Annotated in this window: 20 protein-coding genes; 8 read left to right on the top strand and 12 right to left on the bottom strand. The window is 71.5% G+C overall.

Translation table 11 applies throughout. The features are described 5' to 3' along the window. Positions 1 to 269 precede the first annotated feature (269 nt). Complete coding sequence (locus ACFV4F_RS38335) at positions 270 to 494, bottom strand: hypothetical protein (protein WP_380301025.1); 225 nt, start codon at positions 492 to 494, stop codon at positions 270 to 272. After that, complete coding sequence (locus tag ACFV4F_RS38330) at positions 469 to 1,155, bottom strand: hypothetical protein (protein ID WP_380301027.1); 687 nt, start codon at positions 1,153 to 1,155, stop codon at positions 469 to 471. The genes ACFV4F_RS38335 and ACFV4F_RS38330 overlap by 26 nt, the downstream gene beginning before the upstream one ends. A gap of 113 nt (positions 1,156 to 1,268) precedes the next feature. Here ACFV4F_RS38330 and ACFV4F_RS38325 point away from each other — a divergent pair, with 113 nt between their 5' ends. The 5 genes from ACFV4F_RS38325 (at position 1,269) to ACFV4F_RS38305 (ending at position 3,399) form a co-directional block, all read left to right on the top strand. Then, on the top strand, positions 1,269 to 1,703 hold the full coding sequence (locus ACFV4F_RS38325) for an Hsp20/alpha crystallin family protein (RefSeq protein ID WP_049649656.1): 435 nt from the start codon (positions 1,269 to 1,271) through the stop codon (positions 1,701 to 1,703). Between the two features lie 128 nt (positions 1,704 to 1,831). Beyond that, positions 1,832 to 2,125, top strand: a complete 294-nt coding sequence (locus tag ACFV4F_RS38320) for an STAS domain-containing protein (RefSeq protein WP_380301029.1) — start codon at positions 1,832 to 1,834, stop codon at positions 2,123 to 2,125. 44 nt (positions 2,126 to 2,169) lie between these two features. Beyond that, positions 2,170 to 2,574, top strand: a complete 405-nt coding sequence (locus ACFV4F_RS38315; RefSeq protein WP_380301031.1) for a DUF2267 domain-containing protein — start codon at positions 2,170 to 2,172, stop codon at positions 2,572 to 2,574. Positions 2,575 to 2,644: 70 nt separating this feature from the next. Then, a complete protein-coding gene (locus tag ACFV4F_RS38310; RefSeq protein WP_380390135.1) occupies positions 2,645 to 3,043 on the top strand; it encodes a DUF2267 domain-containing protein in 399 nt (132 codons plus the stop codon). An 86-nt stretch (positions 3,044 to 3,129) separates the two neighbouring features. Continuing rightward, complete coding sequence (locus ACFV4F_RS38305) at positions 3,130 to 3,399, top strand: DUF6296 family protein (RefSeq protein WP_380509771.1); 270 nt, start codon at positions 3,130 to 3,132, stop codon at positions 3,397 to 3,399. 123 nt (positions 3,400 to 3,522) lie between these two features. Here the strand turns inward: ACFV4F_RS38305 and ACFV4F_RS38300 are convergent, their stop codons facing one another. From ACFV4F_RS38300 to ACFV4F_RS38255, 10 genes are all read right to left on the bottom strand, one after another. Beyond that, entirely contained in the window at positions 3,523 to 4,557 is a 1,035-nt protein-coding gene (locus ACFV4F_RS38300) for a UDP-N-acetylmuramate dehydrogenase (RefSeq protein ID WP_380390137.1), read from the bottom strand. A gap of 11 nt (positions 4,558 to 4,568) precedes the next feature. Continuing rightward, on the bottom strand, positions 4,569 to 5,612 hold the full coding sequence (locus ACFV4F_RS38295; protein WP_380390140.1) for a serine hydrolase domain-containing protein: 1,044 nt from the start codon (positions 5,610 to 5,612) through the stop codon (positions 4,569 to 4,571). 2 nt (positions 5,613 to 5,614) lie between these two features. After that, a complete protein-coding gene (locus ACFV4F_RS38290; protein ID WP_380509768.1) occupies positions 5,615 to 6,919 on the bottom strand; it encodes a UDP-N-acetylglucosamine 1-carboxyvinyltransferase in 1,305 nt (434 codons plus the stop codon). Between the two features lie 2 nt (positions 6,920 to 6,921). Next, positions 6,922 to 7,662, bottom strand: coding sequence for a hypothetical protein (locus ACFV4F_RS38285; protein WP_380390142.1), 741 nt, complete (start codon positions 7,660 to 7,662; stop codon positions 6,922 to 6,924). A gap of 377 nt (positions 7,663 to 8,039) precedes the next feature. After that, positions 8,040 to 9,419, bottom strand: a complete 1,380-nt coding sequence (locus ACFV4F_RS38280; RefSeq protein WP_380390144.1) for a helix-turn-helix domain-containing protein — start codon at positions 9,417 to 9,419, stop codon at positions 8,040 to 8,042. A gap of 120 nt (positions 9,420 to 9,539) precedes the next feature. After that, positions 9,540 to 9,857, bottom strand: a complete 318-nt coding sequence (locus ACFV4F_RS38275) for a hypothetical protein (protein WP_380390146.1) — start codon at positions 9,855 to 9,857, stop codon at positions 9,540 to 9,542. Between the two features lie 149 nt (positions 9,858 to 10,006). Further along, positions 10,007 to 11,755: a relaxase/mobilization nuclease domain-containing protein gene (locus ACFV4F_RS38270; RefSeq protein WP_380509765.1), complete on the bottom strand. Its 1,749-nt coding sequence runs from the start codon at positions 11,753 to 11,755 to the stop codon at positions 10,007 to 10,009. Beyond that, complete coding sequence (locus ACFV4F_RS38265; protein ID WP_380509762.1) at positions 11,745 to 12,635, bottom strand: hypothetical protein; 891 nt, start codon at positions 12,633 to 12,635, stop codon at positions 11,745 to 11,747. The genes ACFV4F_RS38270 and ACFV4F_RS38265 overlap by 11 nt, the downstream gene beginning before the upstream one ends. 250 nt (positions 12,636 to 12,885) lie before the next feature. Further along, on the bottom strand, positions 12,886 to 13,674 hold the full coding sequence (locus ACFV4F_RS38260) for a DUF2637 domain-containing protein (RefSeq protein ID WP_380509759.1): 789 nt from the start codon (positions 13,672 to 13,674) through the stop codon (positions 12,886 to 12,888). Positions 13,675 to 14,143: 469 nt separating this feature from the next. Then, entirely contained in the window at positions 14,144 to 15,466 is a 1,323-nt protein-coding gene (locus ACFV4F_RS38255; RefSeq protein ID WP_380509756.1) for a DUF3631 domain-containing protein, read from the bottom strand. Between the two features lie 408 nt (positions 15,467 to 15,874). Between ACFV4F_RS38255 and ACFV4F_RS38250 the strand changes: the two genes are divergently transcribed. From ACFV4F_RS38250 to ACFV4F_RS38240, 3 genes are all read left to right on the top strand, one after another. Beyond that, positions 15,875 to 16,384 carry a helix-turn-helix domain-containing protein gene (locus ACFV4F_RS38250; RefSeq protein ID WP_380308824.1) on the top strand — a complete coding sequence of 170 codons (510 nt, stop codon included), beginning with the start codon at positions 15,875 to 15,877 and terminating at the stop codon, positions 16,382 to 16,384. Between the two features lie 447 nt (positions 16,385 to 16,831). Beyond that, on the top strand, positions 16,832 to 17,137 hold the full coding sequence (locus tag ACFV4F_RS38245; protein ID WP_380509753.1) for a helix-turn-helix domain-containing protein: 306 nt from the start codon (positions 16,832 to 16,834) through the stop codon (positions 17,135 to 17,137). 14 nt (positions 17,138 to 17,151) lie between these two features. Then, a complete protein-coding gene (locus tag ACFV4F_RS38240; protein ID WP_380509750.1) occupies positions 17,152 to 18,396 on the top strand; it encodes a tyrosine-type recombinase/integrase in 1,245 nt (414 codons plus the stop codon). Positions 18,397 to 18,556: the final 160 nt, after the last annotated feature.

Genomic DNA, 18,556 nt, shown 5'->3' with positions numbered 1-18,556 from the left:
GGCAGAGGCGGAGGATACGAGATTCGAACTCGTGAGGGGTTGCCCCCAACACGCTTTCCAATTCTCCCGAACGCCGTCCGCCGGGGTTCACACCCGTCCTGACCTGCGCCGGAGTGAACCGCTGGGCGGCGGCTGAACCCGGCTGGACGGGGGTGAATGAGACCAAAACTGAGACCAGCTGGCTCCGCTCACCAGGCCCGACAGCCCCTACTCACGACGCCTCTGGTCAGCTGGCTCCTGCCTCTACGCGCCATGAGGCGAGCCCGCTCCTAAGCACGGGGACTGTCCGGATCGGGGGCGGGCAGTGGCCAGTTGGGGTGGGCGAGGTGGCGGCGCAGGGCGTCGAGGCGGGCGAGGTGGTGGTCGAGGGCGGCGTTGACGGTGCTCGTGGTGGCGGCCACTCGTGCTTCGAGGTCGTGGATCCGGTCCAGGAGGTCCTGCCAGCGCCTTTCGGCGGCGGTGGCAGGGTCAGGCGCGGCGTCGGTCGCTGTCATCGCGGAGCTGGGTGGTGTGGTGGGTGAGGGCGTCGAGGCGGGTGGCGAGGTGGCCCTGGCCGGTTCCGAGGTGGGGGCGGACGGCGGCGAGGGGCTCTATCAGGTCGGCGGGGTCGGTGGCGCCGAGGGCGGCGGTCAGGGCGGCCTGGGCGGGACGGGCGCCGGGAGCGAGTGCGGCCGTGGTGATCTGGGCGGCGAGGACCCGCAGCTCGGCGGCGTTGTCGCGGGCCCAGACGGTGACCGATCGGTCGGCGGCTCGCCGGTCACGGACAGCCTTGACCCGTTCCGCGCCGGTACCGGACCGCGAAACTTCGGCGGCGGGCTTGAGGCGCAGGTAGCGGTTCTCGGCGGCCTGGCGGCTGGCGACGCCCATCGGGTGGGCGAGGTCGGCCCAGGTGGCGCCGGCTTCCCGGGCGCTCTCCACCAGGCCGGCCTCCCAGCCGGCGAGCTGGCCGCGTAGTTCGCGCAGCAGGACGAGTGCGGCCAGGGCCTGCTCGGGGCCTTCCCGCTCACCGGGGGCGGTCGGGGGCCGGGACGCGGGGTTCTGGGCGGTGCGGACGGCGTCGTCGATGGCGGCCAGCGCCGCCGCGGCTGCCAGGAACGAGACGGGCTCGACCGGCGGGCAGGCGTTGGGGGCGGCTCTGCGGGACTTCTCGCTCATGCAGTCACTCTATAGGCGACGCGGCGACTTGTCATCGGATGGATGACGCGCTAGAAAGGAGTCAGGTGAAGCGCACTGGCTCCCACAGCCCAACCACCTGGAGGTGTTTCGCAATGCTGCTGCGCACTGACCCGTTCCGTGAGCTGGACCGGCTGACCCAGCAGTTCCTCAACACGACCGGCACCTGGTCGCGTCCGACGCCGATGCCGTTGGACGCCTACCGGGCCGGCGACGAGTACGTGATCTGCTTCGACCTGCCGGGGGTTGACCCGGAGGCGATCGACATCGACGTCGAGCGGAACATGGTGACCGTCAAGGCCGAGCGCCGCCCGCGCCAGGAAGGCGAGGGCATCAAGTGGGAGCTGTCCGAGCGCCCGCTCGGCGTGTTCTCCCGCCAGGTCATGCTCTCCGACACCCTCGACCCCGCCGGGATCACCGCCGACTACGACGCCGGCGTGCTGACCCTGAAGATCCCGGTCGCCGAGAAGGCCAAGCCCCGCAAGATCGAGATCAGCCACAGCGGAAGCCGCAAGCAGATCCAGGCCTGATCCGTTCCCCGATGCCGTTCCGGCCGCCCCTGATCTCTCCCCCTCGATCGAATGGGGCGGCCGGAACATCCCTCGACCGCCGGGCCGGCCTACTTGGACCGGCCTACCAGCAGCGACGCGGAAACGCCATGAACGGCCAGAGCAACCAGCCCTTCATCGTGCGAGCCCACGGCGAGATCGACCTCGACGCCGCACCCTCGCTGCACCGTGCTCTGGCCACCGCGCTCGAGTCGCACCGGGAGGTGGTGCTGGATCTGTCGGAGGTGACGTTCATGGACTGCGCGGGCCTGGGCGCCTTGGTCCGGGCCCAGGGCCAGGCCGACCGGTGCGATGCCCGCCTGGTCCTGCGCGGGGCCGGCCGCTGCGTGATGCGGCTGCTCAAGCTGACCGGTCTGCACCGGCGCCTGGCTGTCGAGCCTTGAGGCCACCCGGGCGCGCCGGGCCTCGGTACGGAGGAAGAACCGCGATGACGCTTCGATGGGAGACGTTCCTGGAAGAGGTCCGGGAGCGCGGTGAGTACGACAGCCCGCAGGAGGCCGAGCGGGCCGCCCGGGTAATCCTGGCCCTGCTCGGCGCCCACCTGGTCGGCGACGTGCGCGCCGAACTGGCCGCCCGACTGCCCGAGACCATGGCCCTGATCCTGCTCAACCCGCTGCACGCCGCCGAGCCACTCAACCCCGAGCGGTTCGTGCGCGCGACCGCGGCCTGGATCGAGGGCGCCACCGAGGCCACGGCCCTGTGGGACATCGGCGCCGTCCTGTCCACAGTGGCCGACGCCGCCGGCGACTACCTCATGGACCAGGTCCTGCTCCAGTTGCCACCCGGCTACGACCTGCTGTTCGGCCGCCCGACCGCAGGGACGCGACCCTGACCCTGACCCTGACCACCCCTCACACGCCGCCGGCCCGCCCAGCGGCCAGCCCCTGGAAGGCTCCACGGTCATGACCCGCTACCGCCACCTCCTCCAGCAGGTCCGCAACCTCGGTCGCTACCCCACCGACGAGGAAGCCGAACGCGCCCTCGATGCCGTCCTGGCCCTCCTCGGCTCCCAGCTCACCGGCGACGAACGCTGCGACCTCGCCGCAGCCCTGCCCGAACGGGCCCGCGCCGTCCTCGCCGCCCAGATCCCCCTGCCCCATCCCGTCACCGCCCCCGCTTTCGTCGAAAGCCTCGCCCACACCCTGGGCACCAGCCTCACCGCCGCCCGCTGGGACGCCTCCTCCGTCCTGGCCGCCCTCACCACCCTCACCGACGACAACCTCACCGACTGCCTCCTCGCCCACCTACCCCGCGGCTACGCCCTGCTGTTCGGCCGCGCGGACCTGGCCGCCGTCGCCTGAAACAGCGGGCCCGACCCACCTCGCGGGAGCGCTCCGCGCTGCCCTGGCAAGCACCCAACCGCACACCGAATGAGGCGACGCGACCGATGGACAGACCCCAGCGCTACGCGGTCACCCTGCCCGGCCCGCCCGGCCCGCCCGGCCCGCCCGGCCGGCACGGGCCGCCCGGCCGGCACGGGCCGCCCGAGGTCGTCGTCGTCCACCTCATCGGCGTGTACACCGCTACCGGGGAACCGGTGTACACAGATGAGGCGGGCGCATTCCGGGTGGCGATCGAAGGAGAGGTGGCCCGGCCGCTCACCGCGCTGCCGGGGCCCGGCCGCCATGCCTGCCTTCACGCCGTGCCACTGCCCTGACCGGATGCTCGCGGTTCTCGGTGCCCCGAGTGAAGTGCCAGTGTTCGCCGTCGTCTTGGCTGCTGATGGCGGCGCGGAGGGGTATGTTTCCGCGCATGGAGGTCTTGGTGCCCACCAGGCTTCTTATGCCCAGGCGCCGACCAACGTCGGCTCGGGCCGGAGCTTGATGCCGGTTGCGATCTCGACCTGCGCCGAGAGTTCAGTGAGGGCCTGGGCGAAGCCAGTTGCGGTCGCTCCGTCGTGGGCGGTGAGGGTGAGGGTGCGGTGTTCCGAGCAGCGGATGCCGTCTGCGATCTTGTAGCCGGGGCGGTAGCCGGTGTGCTCCAGCAGCCAGCCGGCGCTGGCCCGCAGTTGCCCGTCGCTGTCGCTGTGGACCGGGCAGCCGGCATCCGACCAGCGGGCGGCCTGGGTGGCGGTGACGGGTGGGTTGAGGAAGACCGATCCGGCCTGGCGGGCGTCGGGTCCGTGGGGGTCGAGGAGGAGTCCGCGGCGGTGGCGGTTGGCGAGGACGGCGGTGGCCACCTCGGCCACGGGCGGTCGGGCGCCGACGTGGACGCCGAGTTCGTCGGCGAGCGGCTGGTAGGTGATCGGGGCAGCCGGCGAGCGGGTGAGGTGGAACGTCGCGGTGAGGATGGTCCAGCGGCCGGGGTCGTTCTTGAAGCGGCTGTCGCGGTGGCGGAGGCGGCATGCCTGGGTGGGTAGGGTCCGCAGGCGGCCCATGTCCCAGTCCCAGGCGGTGAGGTGGTCGAGGGTGTCGGAGACCTGCTGGCCGTAGGCTCCGGCGTTCTGGACGGGGGCGGCGCCGACAGTGCCGGGTATGCCGGCCAGGCACTCGATCCCGGCGAGGTGTTCGGCTGCGGCCCACTGGACGAGGTCGGCGAGCGGGTGGCCGGCCTGGACGGTCGCGGCCACCGTGTCGTCGTCCACCCGCTTCACGGTGATGCCCCGGGTGTTCATCAGGGCGACGGTGCCCTCGTGGCCGGTGTCGGAGGCGATGACATTGCTGCCGTGGCCGAGGGTGAGGGGCGCGTCCTCCTGCCGGTCGCCGATCGTGCGGACCAGTTCGAACCAGTCGTCGGGGTCGGCGACCTGCAGGACGTCGCTGGCCGGGCCGCCGAGCCGCAGGGTGGTGAGGGACGCGAGCGTGGTGCTGGGCACGGGTGGCCCTCCTAGGGTTCGTCGGTGATCGCCTTCAGGGCGAGGGTCCGCAGCGGGGCGAGACGGGTGCGGTTGTCCTGGTGGTGGTAGACGGCGTTGGTGCAGATGGCCAGGTAGCGGCCGGTGGCCGGGGCGAGGTAGAGGCTGGTCCCGGTGAAGCCGTGGTGGTAGGCCACCCTGCCCTCGTCGGCGAGGATCCAGGCCAGGCCACGGTCGAGGCCCGCCTCGATCTCGGCCTGTGGCTGCATGCTGTGGGCGAGCCAGCGGCCCAGGGGCCCATCGGTGGCGTGCGAGGACAGCAGGTGGGTGGCGAAGGCGGCGAGGTCGGCCGGGGTGGTGAACACCCCGGCGTGGCCTGCGACTCCGCCGAGCAGGGCGGCGTTGTCGTCGTGCGGCATCCCCCACAGCCGGGGCCCGCCCGCCAGCCGCTGCTCGGTCGGGGCGACCAGGGCGGAGCGGGGCACCGGTCCGTAGGTCGTGCTGGTCAGGTCGAGGTGCTGCCAGAGCTCTGCTGCCAGCTCGTCCAGGCGCTGGCAGCGGTAGTGGGCCAGAGCCAGGCCGAGGAGGATGAAGCCGCGGTTGATGTAGCGGTGACCGGCTCCGGGCTCAGCGATCAGGTCTTCGCCGCAGATCAGCTCGGCCAGCGGCTCGGTGCGGCCCCGGTATCGGTCGAGGCGAGTGTCGGCCCGCAGGCCGGAGGTGTGGGCCAGGATCTGGCGGGCCGTCACCTCGCCGCCGGGTGCTTCGGCCGGGATGCCGGTCAGCAGGTCGCGGATCGGGGTGTCCAGGGTGAAGCCGTCCATGAGGGAGGTGCCGACCAGCGGCCAGGTGGCCAGGACCTTGGTCAGTGAGGCCACGTCGTACACCGTGTCCGGCCCCGGCCGGGCGTCGCCGCACTCGGGGGCGACGACGCCGGAGGCCAGGTAGCCGGGCTCGGTGTCGAAGGTGCCATGGGCGATGACGCCGCCAGGCACAGTGCCGTCTGCGGTCATCAAGTCCAGGCAATCACGCAGGTCGGCGAGCGCGTTCGGCTTCCACGGCACGGCGTTGGTCACGGCTACTCCTGGTCGATCGTCAGGTGGGCACCGAGCGCGGCCAACTTCGGCAGCAGGCTGCCGTATCCGCGCCGCAGGTGATACATCCCTCGGATCGTAGAGGTGCCCTCGGCAGCCAGGGCGGCGATCACGAGAGCGGTCACAGCCCGGATGTCCTCCCCAGCCACGCTGGCGCCGTTGAGGGCGGACCGGCCCCGGACGGTGATCGCCGAGCCGGTCGCGTTGACGGCAGCGCCGAACGCGGCCAGGGCGGGCAGGTGGGTGTCGCGCTGGGTGTAGATCCGCTCGTCGATGCGGGAGGTGCCCTCGGCCTGGGTGAGGAAGGCAGTCAGCTGTGGCTGCACGTCGGTCGGGAAGCGGGGGTGCGGGCCGGTGGCCATCTGTACCGGCCGCGGCCCGGCCGGGGTGCTGACCGCCGTTCCGCCGTCCAGCGGGTCGAGCTGGATTCCGGCGTCGGCGAACACCGACACCAGCCCGTCCGGGAACGCGGCCGGCGGGAAGCCGTCCAGGTGGACGGTGCCGCCGGTGATGGCGGCGGCCAGCGCGAGAGTGGCGGCCTCCAGCCGGTCCGGCGGCACGGTGAACACCCCGCCCCGGATGCGGTCGGTGCCGGTGACGTTCAGAGCCGTCCCGCCCCGCCACTCGATGCCGACGCCGGCCTGCGAGAGCAGGGCGGCGGTGCGGGTGACCTCGGGTTCCACACTGGGGTTGAGGATCGCGGAGGTGCCCGGGGTCCGGGCGGCCAGCAGCATCGCGGTGACCGTCGCACCCAGGCTCGGCCCCCACGAGCGGGTCTCGGCGTCGGTGATGAACGGCAGCCGCTTGCCGGTGAAGCGGGCCCGCACCCGGCCCCGGTTCACCTCGACCTCGGCCCCGGCGGCTTCCATCGCGGCCAGGTGCCGGTCGATGTAGCGGGCGCAGAAGGCGTCCCCGCCGGGGGTGGGGAAGGTGACCTTGCCGGCGCGGGCCAGTAGGGCGCCGCCCATCACCGCGGTGGTGCGGATGCGCCGTCCGAGGTCGTCCGGGATAACCGGGAAGTAGGAGTCGGCCGGTCGGGTGGCGAACTCGTCGCCTGCCACGGTGGCGCGGGTGCCGGTGCGGTGCAGGATGTCGGCGACGACCAGGGTGTCCAGGATCTCGGGTGCACCGGCCAGGGTGAGCGGGTCGTCGGCGAGGATCGCGGCGGCGTACAGGTGCAGGGCGATGTTCTTGCTGCCCTGGACGGCGGCGGTGCCGACCAGGCGGCGGCCCCCGGTGATCCGCACGGCCCGCTGGTCGGTCATGGTGGTGGTGTCGGTGGTGGGCATGGTCACCTTCCCTGGCTTCCGGCCGGGAAGAAGCCCCCGACCTGGGTCTTCGGGTAGAGCAGGGTGTGCGCGCCGATCAGGGTGGCGGGCTGGAGCACGGTGCCGGCGGGAACGATCACGCCGTCGCCGATCACCGCGCCGAACTTCGTCTGGCCGGTGGCGATGCGGCGGCCGTCGAGGTGGGCGCAGACCTCTTCGGTGGCCGGTTCAACGACCGGCCCGGAGGTGACCCGCAGGCCAGTGGTGGACACGAACGCGCCGATGTTGACGCCGAGGCCGAGCACGGAGTCCCCGACAAAGCTGGTGTGCTTCATGAAGACCCCGCCGGTCAGCAGGGAGCGGGTGACCTCGGCGCCGAAGCCGATCTGGCAACCGGGACCGACGACGGTGTTGTCGCGCACCCGTGCGCCGGCCTCGATCACCGCGCCGGTGCAGACAAGCACCGGGCCGGTGACGAACGCGCCTTCCGCAATGACGGCTCCGGGAGCCACGATCACGTGGCCCCGAACGGTGGCGCCGGGCTCGATGGTCCCGGTCGCCTCCGGCAGCGAGACGTCCAGGTTGCCGGCCAGCAGGTCGGTGATGGCCTTCTTGAGGCCGAACACGGTCGGGCAGCAGTTCAGCAGGTGCAGCACGACCGGGTCGGTGACGTGCTCGGTATCGAAGTAGTACGCGGGTGTGGTGCGGTAGTCGATGCGCTCCAGCTCAGTGTTCAGCGCAGGCGCGTCGGTCAGCCGGTGCATGGCTGGATCTCCTCTCGGGCGAGCGAGGAAGAAGGGGAGGGGCCGTTGCGACGGCCTCCGGGTGCCTCAGAAGGCAGGCAGATCGGGCGCGGTCGCCGAAACCTGGGGGCTGGCCTCAGCCGGCTGATTATGAACAGCCAGGCCAAGTAGGGCGAGCACGGGCAGGTGCAAGGCGGCCCAGGATGCGGTGAGGAAGGCGCCGAGCCGGTCACGATCCGTTGGGGCGGCGTGCCGCCGGTTGTCGGGCGGCGGGGAGGTGCTGGGCGTTGGCATGGGAGGGCCTTCGGCAGCAGGGGGAGGAGTGGACGTTCCCCAGTGAACTGCCGGGCGGAAGCCTGGAACCGTAGCCGGACTACGGCACGTAGTCCGGCTACGGGTCAGACGATCTGAACGCCCGCTCGGGCGGCGAAGTCCCGTACGCCGGGCAGCTTGCGCTCGTGCCGAAGCAAGGGGGTGACAAGGTCACGGACGGCACCCCGGCGGATTTCCTGCGGGGCCGCCTCCTCGGCGGCCAGCAGAGCCCGGTAGCACTGTTCGGGCTTGTTCCACTGGTCGAACGCACGGGCCACATCGGTGAAGAACCGGGCTTGCCGCTCGGCGGTCGGCAGCGCGGTGGGGTCGATCGTGGAGGCCAGCTCGATTGCTCGGCCGGCGTCACCAAGCTCGTAATGCACCGACAACTCGTGCAGGGCGACGCCCTGGATGCCGTCGACCAGGCCGGAAGCCCGGCCGGCAGCTGCGGCGCTGTCGGCAGCCTCACGGATCAGCGAGTGCGCGTAGGTGCGGTCGCCGGTCTTCGCGGCGGTATAGGCCGCAGTGGCGTACAGGTCGCCGCGGGCGGCCAGGCGGGCAGACTCGGGGACCGCGGTGTCGGCGAGGAGGTCTTCGGCGGCGACCACCACGATGTCGGTTGCTCGGGCCAGGCTGCCCTGGCGGCGCCAGGCGCTGGAGACCATCCGCTGTGCCTCGGCGACCACTAGCGGGTCGCCGCCGTCCCGGGCGGCGGTGAGCGCGCGGTCGGCGGTGATGGCCACCAGGTTGTTGTCACCGATCTTGATGCACAGCCGAACTGCGATGTTGTAGAGCCGGGCGACGTTGCGAGCCCGCTCCTCGGTGCTGCCGACCATCTGGGCGGTAGCGATCCGGCTCGGCAGAGCCTCAGCGAGCGCGTCGTACTTGGCTGCCTTGAACTCGCGACGGGACGTCAGGAGGGAGGCGGCGACTGTCTCGTGGGTGGGCTCGCTGCGGGGCGCCGGAACCCGCCCTGTCCCGTAGAGCAGCAGGTCCTCCAGGCCGGCCAGCGGTGAGGCTGCCTCGGCGTGCGCGGCCTGCTGGCCGGCAACCGGGGTGAACAGGGCGGCAGCCGCCAGGGTCAGGAACGGGCGGCGTCGCACATCGTCCTCCTCGGCAGCGGAACTGCTCGTCAGCGTAGCCGAGGTGGACTTGCGGGGGCGGGACCTCGGCCGGTCTGCGGCTGGTTGCGGTAAGGCCATCAGCTCGTTGAGCTCGCAGCTCAGTACCTCCGCGAGGCGCCGGAGCAGGGTCAGATCTTTCACCTGCTGCAAGTCCCGTTCGACCAGGGACATCCAGACCTCGCTGCGGTCGAGCTCAGTGGCGAGGCGGAGCTGGGTCCACTCCATCTCGGCGCGACGGAGCGCGATGAACTTGCCGAACGTGATGCCGTTGCCCCCCACGCTGGCCCCCGGTGCCGTGTTGAAGCCACTACGGATCGCTACCGTACCGATGCTGGGGGCCACGGTGTAGTGCTTTCGGACCGGAGCTGGCAGTGACCGCGTTGTCCGGGAAGGTGCTGCTGGTTCGTGGGCCGGCCCTGGAATGCCTGAGGCCCGCTGTGTAGGCGAGCCTCAGGCTGCGGGTCACGACCAGGTAGTGCCGGCGAGCAGGCCGTCGAAGGCAAGTGCCCGCATGGCGGTTCCGTAGTCGTCCCACTCGTGTTCGGGGGCGGTGAAGTGCAGGTCGAAGTAGGCGCGGGTGAGGTCGGGCTCGTGCCACTCGGTCGCGCAGCGGCAGCGGACGAAGACCTGGTGGCGGACGTTGAGGAGGAGCCAGTCCCGGCGGGCGCGGCAGTCGGGGCAGGTGATGGGGATGCCGCGGGCGTCGAGTTCGCCGGGGTGGGGGACGGCGCGGATGACGGCTCTGTGGTGGCCGTCGTGGTCGGTGCTGGGGTTGGTCAAGTGGGGCCCTTCGGTGTCGGGTGACGGCTGGCAAGCACACAAGACGCACGGCGGCCGGGGTGGTTCCCGGCCACCGGAGAAGACATCGAACCGACATCTATGGCACGGGCGTTCGTGTGACTTGGGGGCGCGGTTCAGGCACGTGAGCATCAGCGTCGGCGGGTGGGATCGCTGGCGGCCTTGGGGCTGGTCGGCACGGCGGGCGTGGTGGGCGCGGCCTTCGCGGTAGTGCTGGTGGTGTGGGCTCGGGCGGCCTGGGCGCGCTTGTCGATGCGGTCGGCGGTGGCGTTGCGCAGGCGCCAGAGGAGGACTTCGGCCGGTCGGTCGGCGGTGGTGAGTTCCCGTTGCTGGGCGGCCTCGGTGAGGGCTCGACGGGGTGGTTGGCCGGAGGATTCGGCCTGGGCGAGCGCGGTGGCGAGGGCAGGCCAGGACGGGTCGGCGAGGATGCGCTGGGCGTGGTCGGGGACGGCGGCCTGGACCTGGGCGGCGAGGCGGTCGGTGGTCTTGGGGGTGGGGGTGCGGCGGGTGAGGTCGGCGATGACCGGCTCGGCCGTCTGCCGGTAGGCGGTTCGCAGGTGGACGAGGGACTGCTGGGCGGCGTGGGCTTGCTGCTGGTGGCCTCGGGTCTGGTGCCAGCGGGCAATGGCGATCACGACGAAGACGGCGGTGGACAGCAGGGCTGCGGCGGTGGCGCCGTCCTCGCCGGAGCCGGCGGTGTGCAGGAGTTGCTTGGCGGCGGTGCGGAGGGCTGCGGCCTGCTGGTGTTCGGCACGGACCTTGGATCGGGTGGCGCGGTTGAACGCGGTTGCGGCGGCTCGTAGTTCGGCGCGGGTGTGGGCGGGTGCGGTGAGGGCGGCGGTGTGGAGGAGTTCGCCGAAGGCGGCGGCCTGGGCCTGGACGACGTTGTCGAACGCGTCAATGCCGGGCACGTCGGGGTGGTGTTGGTCCTGGTAGGCGAAGCGGGCGGTCTCCCGCAGGGTGGTCTCGGCCTGTCGCCAGCGGTCCGGTTCGATCGTGCCCTGTGCGGGTGTGGTGGGCTGCTGGGTGGTGAGGCGTTCGCGCAGGCGGTTGATGGACAGGTCGGGGGAGAGCTTGGAGCCGCCGAAGTAGACGGGTTCGCCTTGGGCGTTGACGTCGCCAGGGCGGGCGAGGCTGTAGCCGATGACGTCGCCGCTCTCGGGTCCGATGCGGTAGCGGACCTGGATGCCGAGGGCGGTGAGGGTGGAGAAGTACTCCTGCTCGTCGCGGACGGCGGCGGCGACGGCTTGGGCCTGTTCCTGCAGCCACTCCTTGGCGGTCTGCTGGTGGCCGGTGCGCTGGGCCTTGGCCTGCTCGGCGCTGGTGGGCATCGGGGCGGCGGTGTGGTCGCCGGAGTTGAGCTGGCGCAGGCCGAGTTCCTTCTCGATCTTGCGACACTCGGCCTGGGCGCGTTGGCCGTCGCGCTTGTTGCGGGGGCGGCGGCCGTCCTCGCGGACGCTGGTGGCCATGATGTGGATGTGGTCGTCGGCGTGGCGTACGGCGATCCACCGGCAGCCCTTGTCGTCGCCATCGGGCGCGATGCCAGTGGCGTGGACGATCCGGCGGGCGACCTCGGCCCACTCGGCGTCGGTGAGGTAGCGGTCGCCCGGGGCGGTGCGCACAGGGCAGTGCCACACGTGCTGCGGGACGGTCGCGCCCAGGCGCCTCTCGCGGGCGCGGACGGGCTGGTCAAGGTAGTCAGCCAGTTGGTCGAGGAGCTGATGGTGCTGGTCGAGGGGGGCTCGGCCGGGGTCGGGCAGGCCGGGCATGGCGAACGCGGCGACGATGTGCGGGTCGGTGTGCTCGTCGCGTCGGCCGGGGCCGAAGAGGTAGGAGAGCAGACCGCGGGTGCGCGAGCCGGTGGAGACGTCAGGCACCACGGCGGCCTCCCGGCAGGACGCGCTGGTAAGCGTGACGGGCCTGGGTCGCGCAGGCGTGCAGCTCGGTCAGGACTTCCATGGCGCGCTCGGGGATCGGGCCGCTGTAGACCTCGACCATGAGCTGGTTGAGGTTGTTGCCGGCCCGGTCGATTGCCCGCTGGTGGGTGCCGATCGCTTCGGTGAGGAGGGCGATGGCCTCGTAGTCGGGCATGGGGACGAACGCATCGAGGCGGCCGGTCCGCATGTACGCCTGGGCGACGCTCATGGCGGAATCCGCGAGGAACGCGGATCGAGAGCGCTTGAGCTTCGTGGCGACGAAGTCGAGCAGTTCCTTCTCTGCCGGCTCGACCGAGCAGGTGATCTGGTCGTCGCGCTTGGTTCCGGAACGCGGCCGGTACATGCGTTCGGCAAGCGGAGCGGTGTTGTCGTCCACCGGAAGCGCGGGGCGGTCGAGCACCGGAACGCGCTCGTGGATGAACTCGGCAGGGGTCACGGTCGGCGCTTCACGCACGACGCGGTCGTCGGCGTCGGCACGCTCGGCGTCGATGTCGTTGTGCGGCTCGGTGTCGTACGGGGGAAGTTCGTCCTGGTCGTGGCCGCCCTCGGTCATGACCTCCTGGTCCGGCGCGCCCTCGCGCCGGTCCTGCCCCGCCACCCCTGGGGCGGGGTCAAGCGCAAAGTCCGCGGCGCCAACGGCGTTGTGGACTTTGCCCCAGCTTGCTCCGTCGTCGTCGTGACCGTGGCCGGTCCAGGGCAGGGCCTGCTTGACGCGGGCGAATATGCCACCACGTCCGGGCTTGTCGCTACCGGTTCCGCGGGGCTGGGCTTCCTGCTCGGGCATGGCGGAAGCAGGGGCGAGGTGGTGCTGCTGGTCGGGCACGGGGATCTTCCGGTTCTTCTGTGAGGGAAGGTGGTTGTCGGCTGGTGGGGCGTTCGCCGGATGCGGGGCGATGGTCCGGCGGAAGAGGGGTTTGGCGGTGCCGGAGTCCCGGTGTACACGTCGCCGGTTCAGGACTTCCGGGGTCTCCGGATGGACGCTGGGGGAGTTCCGGTGAGCGTCGGTCAGCTTCGGTGAGGGGCCGCTCGCCCGGTCCGGAAGCGGTCCGGTGCTCGGGCGAGCGGCGGGGGCCTCAGGCCGCCGAGGCGCTGGCTTGCGCGTCGGCCTGCTGCCTGGCCTCTTCCTCCTTGAAGCGCTGGGTCAGCTTGCCGAGGCGGTCGCTGGCGATGGGTATGCCGGCCTCGCGCAGGACTGTCCTGATCACGGCCTGGGTGGGGCCGTGCTCCTGGACGGCAGGCCGGACGATCTCGGCCAGCTCGTCCATCGAGGCGGCGGGCTTGCGGCCGGTGCGCCTGGTGCCCACCACCGGTTCCCGGCTGTCGGGCCGGACATCGTCGTCGGGCTCACGCACCGGTTCGTCGGCGGGCAGGTCGCCCTGCTCCGCGTCCGTCACCGGTGCGGACTCGGTTGCCGGTGCAGGCTCGGGGTTTTCGCGGAGCGGGAGTTCGCCATCGGCGCGCTTCGGGTCGGTGGCGGTGGTGTTGTGGGCGAGGAGGGTGCCGCCGAAGAAGGCGAGGGCGGGCCATCCGGCGACCAGGATCCGCAGCCAGGCAGGGACGTGGGCGAGGTCGAGGAGTCCGGCGGTGGCGACGTTGGCGCCGAGGGAGGCGGTCAGGGCGATGGCGAACCAGGTCCAGGCGGTGCCGGCGGGGTGTCCGGTGGTGCGCAGGGTCCGCATGCGGTGCCAGGCGGCGACGAGCAGCAGGTCGACCGAGACGGGGTAGGCCCAGGCTTTCCAGCCGTGTTGTCCGGCGGCTTCGGCGATGTCGTGGAGGTGGGCGAAGGACAGGGCGCCAGCGATGGCGGCCTGTACGAGGACGGCGTCCGGGCGGGGCAGACGCGGTGGGGTGGTGGCGGTCATGCGGAAGGTGGTCCTCGCGGGTCGGGCGGTGGTGGTTTGTGGGATTGCCGTCTTTGCCGTCTTGCCGTCTTGGTGCTGCGGGACGGTCTCCGGGCTGGGGCGGGCTCGGCTGCCCGGGTGGTGCCGTGGACACGGCGGATTTCGGGTTCGGGGCGGTGCGGTATCCGTCTTGGGGCTCGTATCCGTCCCGGAGGCATGGCCTTTGAGCTGCGGTTTTACGGCAGGGACGGCTGGGACGGCACAAGACGGATGTGTTTCCCGTCCCGCCACCGGGCCCGCCGCTCACGCCCCGGACGGGGGCGGCGGCGGGCGCTGGCGGGAGTGGACGGCTGCCGTCTTGGCATGGGGCCTGATCCGTCTTGGTGCGGATGCCGTTGCCGTCTTGGGGTGCCGTTCCGTCTTGGCGGCAGGTGCGGTGACCTGCGGTGTTACGGCTGGGACGGCAGGGACGGCATTTCGGGGAGGGCGGTCAGCCTCTGCTGCCGGCTGCGGTGGCGGTCACGGGGTGGACCGCGGGGCAGTAGCGCCGCCAGGCGTCGAGGAACTTGTTGCGCAGGTAGCCCTTGCGCTGGGTTCCGTCGGGCATGCGGACGTTGCCGGAGGAGATGCCGAACTCGCGGAGCATCGCGCCGAGGCCGCGCGGGGTCAGCCCGCCTCGGCTGGTCTCGGCCCAGGGGGCCTCGGGGTCGCCGTTGAGGTTGAACAGCAGTTGGTCGGTGGCGATGCTGTCCGGCTCACCGGCAGCGTGGAAGATCCGCCGGATGTCCGCGAGGATCCGCGCGCCGCCGGGGTTGTCCTCCTCGGTCTGGACCTCGGCGTCGACCATGCGCTTGCACGCCTGGCGGGCCAGGCGGGGCCATGGTCCTCCGGCGAGGTCGGCGATGATCACCAGGGGTTCCCAGGTGTCGGCGGCGCGGTCCTCGACCGGCATGCTCGGCTCCAGGTGGAGGGCCCGGTCAGCGAGCGGTGCCGTCCAGCGGGCGATCTTGTCGCGGATCGCGTGCAGGGCGGGGCGGTCTCGCGCGGTGCGGTACGGCGCGACGCGCTCGCCCTCGGCTCGGCGGCGCATGCGGATCACGATCGAGCGGTCCATGATCGTGTCGGGGAGGTCGCCGATGCCGGCGATGGCCGCCATGGCGAAGGTGGGGAACTTGCGCGGGGTGTGGTCGTTGCCGACCACCCGCAGCACGTACCGGTCGCGCTGGTGCCCGGCGTTCAGCAGGCCGCGCATCTCCTCGTTCTTCTCCGCCGCCTTCGGGCTGCCGAAGATCGTGTCCGCCTCGTCCACGAGCAGGGTGGGCGGCTCCTCGCTGATCGAGCGGAAGATGGCGGCCGGAGAAGAGTTCACCGTCAGCATCGGCTGGTGGACCGTCTCGGCGAGCACGTCGAGCAGGCGGGACTTGCCGCAGCGCTTGGCCGGGCCGACCACGGCCAGGCGCGGGGCGTGCTGCCACGAGCCCTGCAGGTGGGTCGCGGCGACCCACAGCGTGGCGGCGTCCAGGGCCTGCTCGGAGGGAAGGATCACGAACTTCGCGATCTGGGCTTTCAGCTGCGCGAGCAGGTCGGCGCCCTCGGTCGCCTCGGTGTCGGGCATCAGGTCGGTCCCGTCCGGGGCGGTGGGCTTGGCAGGCGCCGCCTCGGCGTCGTGTCCACAGGCTGTGGACGCAAGGGCCTGCTGGGCGGGCAGGTAGGTGCCGGGCTCGCCGGCCTTGGCCACGGGCGGCCATGCGACAGCGGGCGTGTCCGCTGCGGGGGGTGTGGCGTGGGGCTGGGAGGCAGTAACCTCGGTCATGGAGATCCTCACTCGGCGGCTCCGGGGGGCAACCCGGTCCGCCGTAGGTCGACTGTCCTGGGATGGGCGGTGGCGAGGTTTTCGATCAGCCCCCGGTGTTCGTAGCGCCGGGGGCTTCGCGTTTTCCTGGGGGCATCCGGGCTGGCGCCCGACCCGGCTTAACCTCCTGTCGGTTGGTCATTTCATGCTGACATGGTCGAACGTAGCGGGGCGTCGGTCCCCTGTCAAGCGATTCACGCATGGCAATTTCAACCTCTCTCGGCATTTATGCTGGCCGGGCTGATTCGTGAAGATGTCGTGAAGGTCTAGCCAACCGCTTGGCGGTTGGGCTTTTCATGCTGCTACAGTCGCTCCTGTCGTCGCGTCGCGCCTACTCGCAATCGGAAGGAGGTTGGTATGGTCAACCCCATGGTGCATCGGTACAAGGCCCTGGAGGGCGAGGCCCTCGTGGCCCACAACCTGAAGGTCTTGCGCAAGGCCGCCCGCCTCTCCCAGGAGGACGTGGCCGAACGCATGACCCGGCTCGGCTTCAAGTTCCATCAGACCCAGGTTGCCAAGATCGAGAACGGAACCCGCCCGGTCCGCTTCGACGAGGTGATCGGTCTGGCCAAGGCACTCAGCGTCCCGCCAGCGAACTTCATGACCGAAGCCGTGGCTGGCCCGGACGAACCGGACTACGAGCTGCAGGAAGCAGGCTTCGCCGTCGAGAAGGCCGAGCAGGAGTGGAGAACCGCCCACGACCTCGAACAGGCCGCCAAAGCCCGGCATGACGAGGCCCTGCGCACGTACGAGGAGATCGCCGAACGGCTCGAAGCCCAAGGCGTCGACCTCGGCCCCTCCGGCGCCGAGCCCGCGTGGTACCCGGCCCCCAACTCCCAGTGGGACCCGCTCCGCAGGGACCCCTCGGCCGACCGGTAAGCGAGCCCGCCCAGCTCGCCGCCTGGGGCATCCTCGCCGCGACCCGGCCGGAAACCTAAAAAGGGTCAGACCGGCGCACGCGCCCAAGATCTTTTTTCGTTTCCGGCCGGGGCCGCCGTAGTGTGCCCGTCCCGCCCAACATCTCCTGCCCGACCCTCGGCGCTACGAACGCTGAGGGCCGCCAGCTCGGGGATCGACGGCCTCGCGGAGCATCATCGCCGCGACCCGGCTCGCAACCTAAAACGCTCGACCCGGCCCATGCGTCCAAGATCGTTTTAGGCCCCGAGCCGAGACCGCCGTAGTGTGCCCGCCCCGCCCACCACCTACCCCGCTGCCCGACCCTCGGCGCTACGAACGTCGAGGGCCGCCCGGCAGCCCATCAACCCACCGCCCATCCCAACAGTCGCCACGGCGGCGCGTTGCCCCGCGCCGCTGGGAGGAACACCTATGCCTGAAACGCCCCTGTCCCTCGCGCGCCTAGCCGGCGCAATCGGCCTCACGGAGCACCAGCTCCTCGCCCTCGTCGCCAACTGCGGCACGGAGGTGCCGGACCCGACGCTCGTCGCCCTCACCGTGGAGGAAGCCGCCCGTCGTCTCGGCGTCGGCCGGACGACCATGTACGCCCTGGTCGCCTCCGGCGAAGTCCCGTCCGTGACGATCGGCCGTCTCCGCCGAGTGCCCGCCGAGGCGCTCAAGGAGTACGTGGTCGCCCGTACGCAGGCTGCCCCTTCGACCGTCGCGCTCGCGGCCTGAGCGGGGGAAACCGAATGGCGAACACCCGCAAGCCCAACGGCGACTCCTCGATCTACCAGGGCGGCGACGGCCGCTGGCACGGCCGTGTCACGGTCGGGGTGAAGGACGACGGCACTCCCGACCGCCGCCACGTCAGTGCCAAGACCCGCCCCGAGGTCACGGCCAAGGTCCGCAAGCTGGAGAAGCTGCGCGACAACGGCACCGTGCCCAAGGCCGGCCAGAAGTGGACGGTCGGCAAGTGGCTGACCCACTGGATCAAGGAGATCGTGCCGGGCACCGTCGGCGAGAACACGTACGCCGGATACGAGGTCGCTGTCCGCGTGCACCTCGTCCCCGGCCTCGGCGCGCACCGCCTGGAGAAGTTGGAGCCCGAGCACCTGGAGCGCTTCTACCGGAAGATGCAGGCCGCCGGCAGCGCCGCCGGTACCGCCCACCAGGCCCACCGCACCATCCGTGTCGCCCTCGGCGAGGCCCTGCGGCGCGACCACCTCACCCGCAACGTGGCCACGATCGCCAAGGCCCCGAAGCTCGAAGAGGAGGAGGTCGAGCCGTTCGAGATCGAGGAGGTCCAGGCGCTCATGGACACGGCGCGCAAGCGCCGCAACTCCGCCCGCTGGATCTTCGCGCTCGCCCTCGGCCTGCGCCAGGGCGAGGTGCTCGGGCTCCAGTGGAAGGACGTCGACTTCGCCCGAGGCGTCGGCTGGGTCAAGCGAGGTCGGCTGCGGCCCAAGTACCGGCACGGCTGTGGCGACCGCTGCGGGCGCAAGCCCGGCTTCTGCCCGCAGAAGGAGCCGATCCGACGCGAGACCAAGGACACCAAGTCCCGAGCCGGGCGACGCGCGGTGCCGCTGCCCGAGCCGCTCGTCGTGATCCTCCGGCAGCACAAGGAGGAGCAGGACCGCGAGCGGGCCCTCGCGCGCGACCTCTGGACGGACAAGGGCTACGTCTTCACCTCGGAGACCGGCGAGCCGCTCAACCCCAGCACCGACTACCACCACTGGAAGCGTCTCCTGCGCGAGGCCGGCATCCGTGACGGCCGCCTCCACGACGCCCGCCACACCGCCTCGACCGTCCTGCTCCTGCTCGGCGTGCCGGAGCGGATCGTAATGGCGATCATGGGCTGGTCCTCGACCTCGATGGCCCAGCGCTACCAGCACGTCACCGAGCCCATGCTCAACGACGTCGGCAAGAAGATCGGCGCGGCTCTGTGGGGCGACGTCGGATCTGGCCCAGAGGACCCCGCCGAAGACGCCGCCTGAGGCCCAGAACCCCAACTGAGACCAAAACTGAGACCACGACACGAAGAAGGCCCCGACCGGAAACCCGGTCGGGGCCTTCAACTGCCTTGCTAGGCAAAGGCGGAGGATACGAGATTCGAACTCGTGAGGGGTTGCCCCCAACACGCTTTCCAAGCGTGCG

It is taken from the genome of Kitasatospora sp. NPDC059722, assembly GCF_042733235.1.
Classification (GTDB): domain Bacteria; phylum Actinomycetota; class Actinomycetes; order Streptomycetales; family Streptomycetaceae; genus Kitasatospora.
This window is presented reverse-complemented; position numbering and strand designations above follow the sequence as displayed.

What these genes read in the sequence shown, in the direction of transcription:
- ACFV4F_RS38260 (WP_380509759.1), bottom strand. Translation starts at nt 13,674, where the DNA reads ATGACCGCCACCACCCCACCGCGTCTGCCCCGCCCGGACGCCGTCCTC.
- ACFV4F_RS38315 (WP_380301031.1), top strand. Translation starts at nt 2,170, where the DNA reads ATGACGCTTCGATGGGAGACGTTCCTGGAAGAGGTCCGGGAGCGCGGT.
- ACFV4F_RS38305 (WP_380509771.1), top strand. Translation starts at nt 3,130, where the DNA reads ATGGACAGACCCCAGCGCTACGCGGTCACCCTGCCCGGCCCGCCCGGC.
- ACFV4F_RS38325 (WP_049649656.1), top strand. Translation starts at nt 1,269, where the DNA reads ATGCTGCTGCGCACTGACCCGTTCCGTGAGCTGGACCGGCTGACCCAG.
- ACFV4F_RS38320 (WP_380301029.1), top strand. Translation starts at nt 1,832, where the DNA reads ATGAACGGCCAGAGCAACCAGCCCTTCATCGTGCGAGCCCACGGCGAG.
- ACFV4F_RS38250 (WP_380308824.1), top strand. Translation starts at nt 15,875, where the DNA reads ATGGTGCATCGGTACAAGGCCCTGGAGGGCGAGGCCCTCGTGGCCCAC.
- ACFV4F_RS38285 (WP_380390142.1), bottom strand. Translation starts at nt 7,662, where the DNA reads ATGCACCGGCTGACCGACGCGCCTGCGCTGAACACTGAGCTGGAGCGC.
- ACFV4F_RS38290 (WP_380509768.1), bottom strand. Translation starts at nt 6,919, where the DNA reads ATGCCCACCACCGACACCACCACCATGACCGACCAGCGGGCCGTGCGG.
- ACFV4F_RS38255 (WP_380509756.1), bottom strand. Translation starts at nt 15,466, where the DNA reads ATGACCGAGGTTACTGCCTCCCAGCCCCACGCCACACCCCCCGCAGCG.
- ACFV4F_RS38330 (WP_380301027.1), bottom strand. Translation starts at nt 1,155, where the DNA reads ATGAGCGAGAAGTCCCGCAGAGCCGCCCCCAACGCCTGCCCGCCGGTC.
- ACFV4F_RS38335 (WP_380301025.1), bottom strand. Translation starts at nt 494, where the DNA reads ATGACAGCGACCGACGCCGCGCCTGACCCTGCCACCGCCGCCGAAAGG.
- ACFV4F_RS38245 (WP_380509753.1), top strand. Translation starts at nt 16,832, where the DNA reads ATGCCTGAAACGCCCCTGTCCCTCGCGCGCCTAGCCGGCGCAATCGGC.
- ACFV4F_RS38310 (WP_380390135.1), top strand. Translation starts at nt 2,645, where the DNA reads ATGACCCGCTACCGCCACCTCCTCCAGCAGGTCCGCAACCTCGGTCGC.
- ACFV4F_RS38240 (WP_380509750.1), top strand. Translation starts at nt 17,152, where the DNA reads ATGGCGAACACCCGCAAGCCCAACGGCGACTCCTCGATCTACCAGGGC.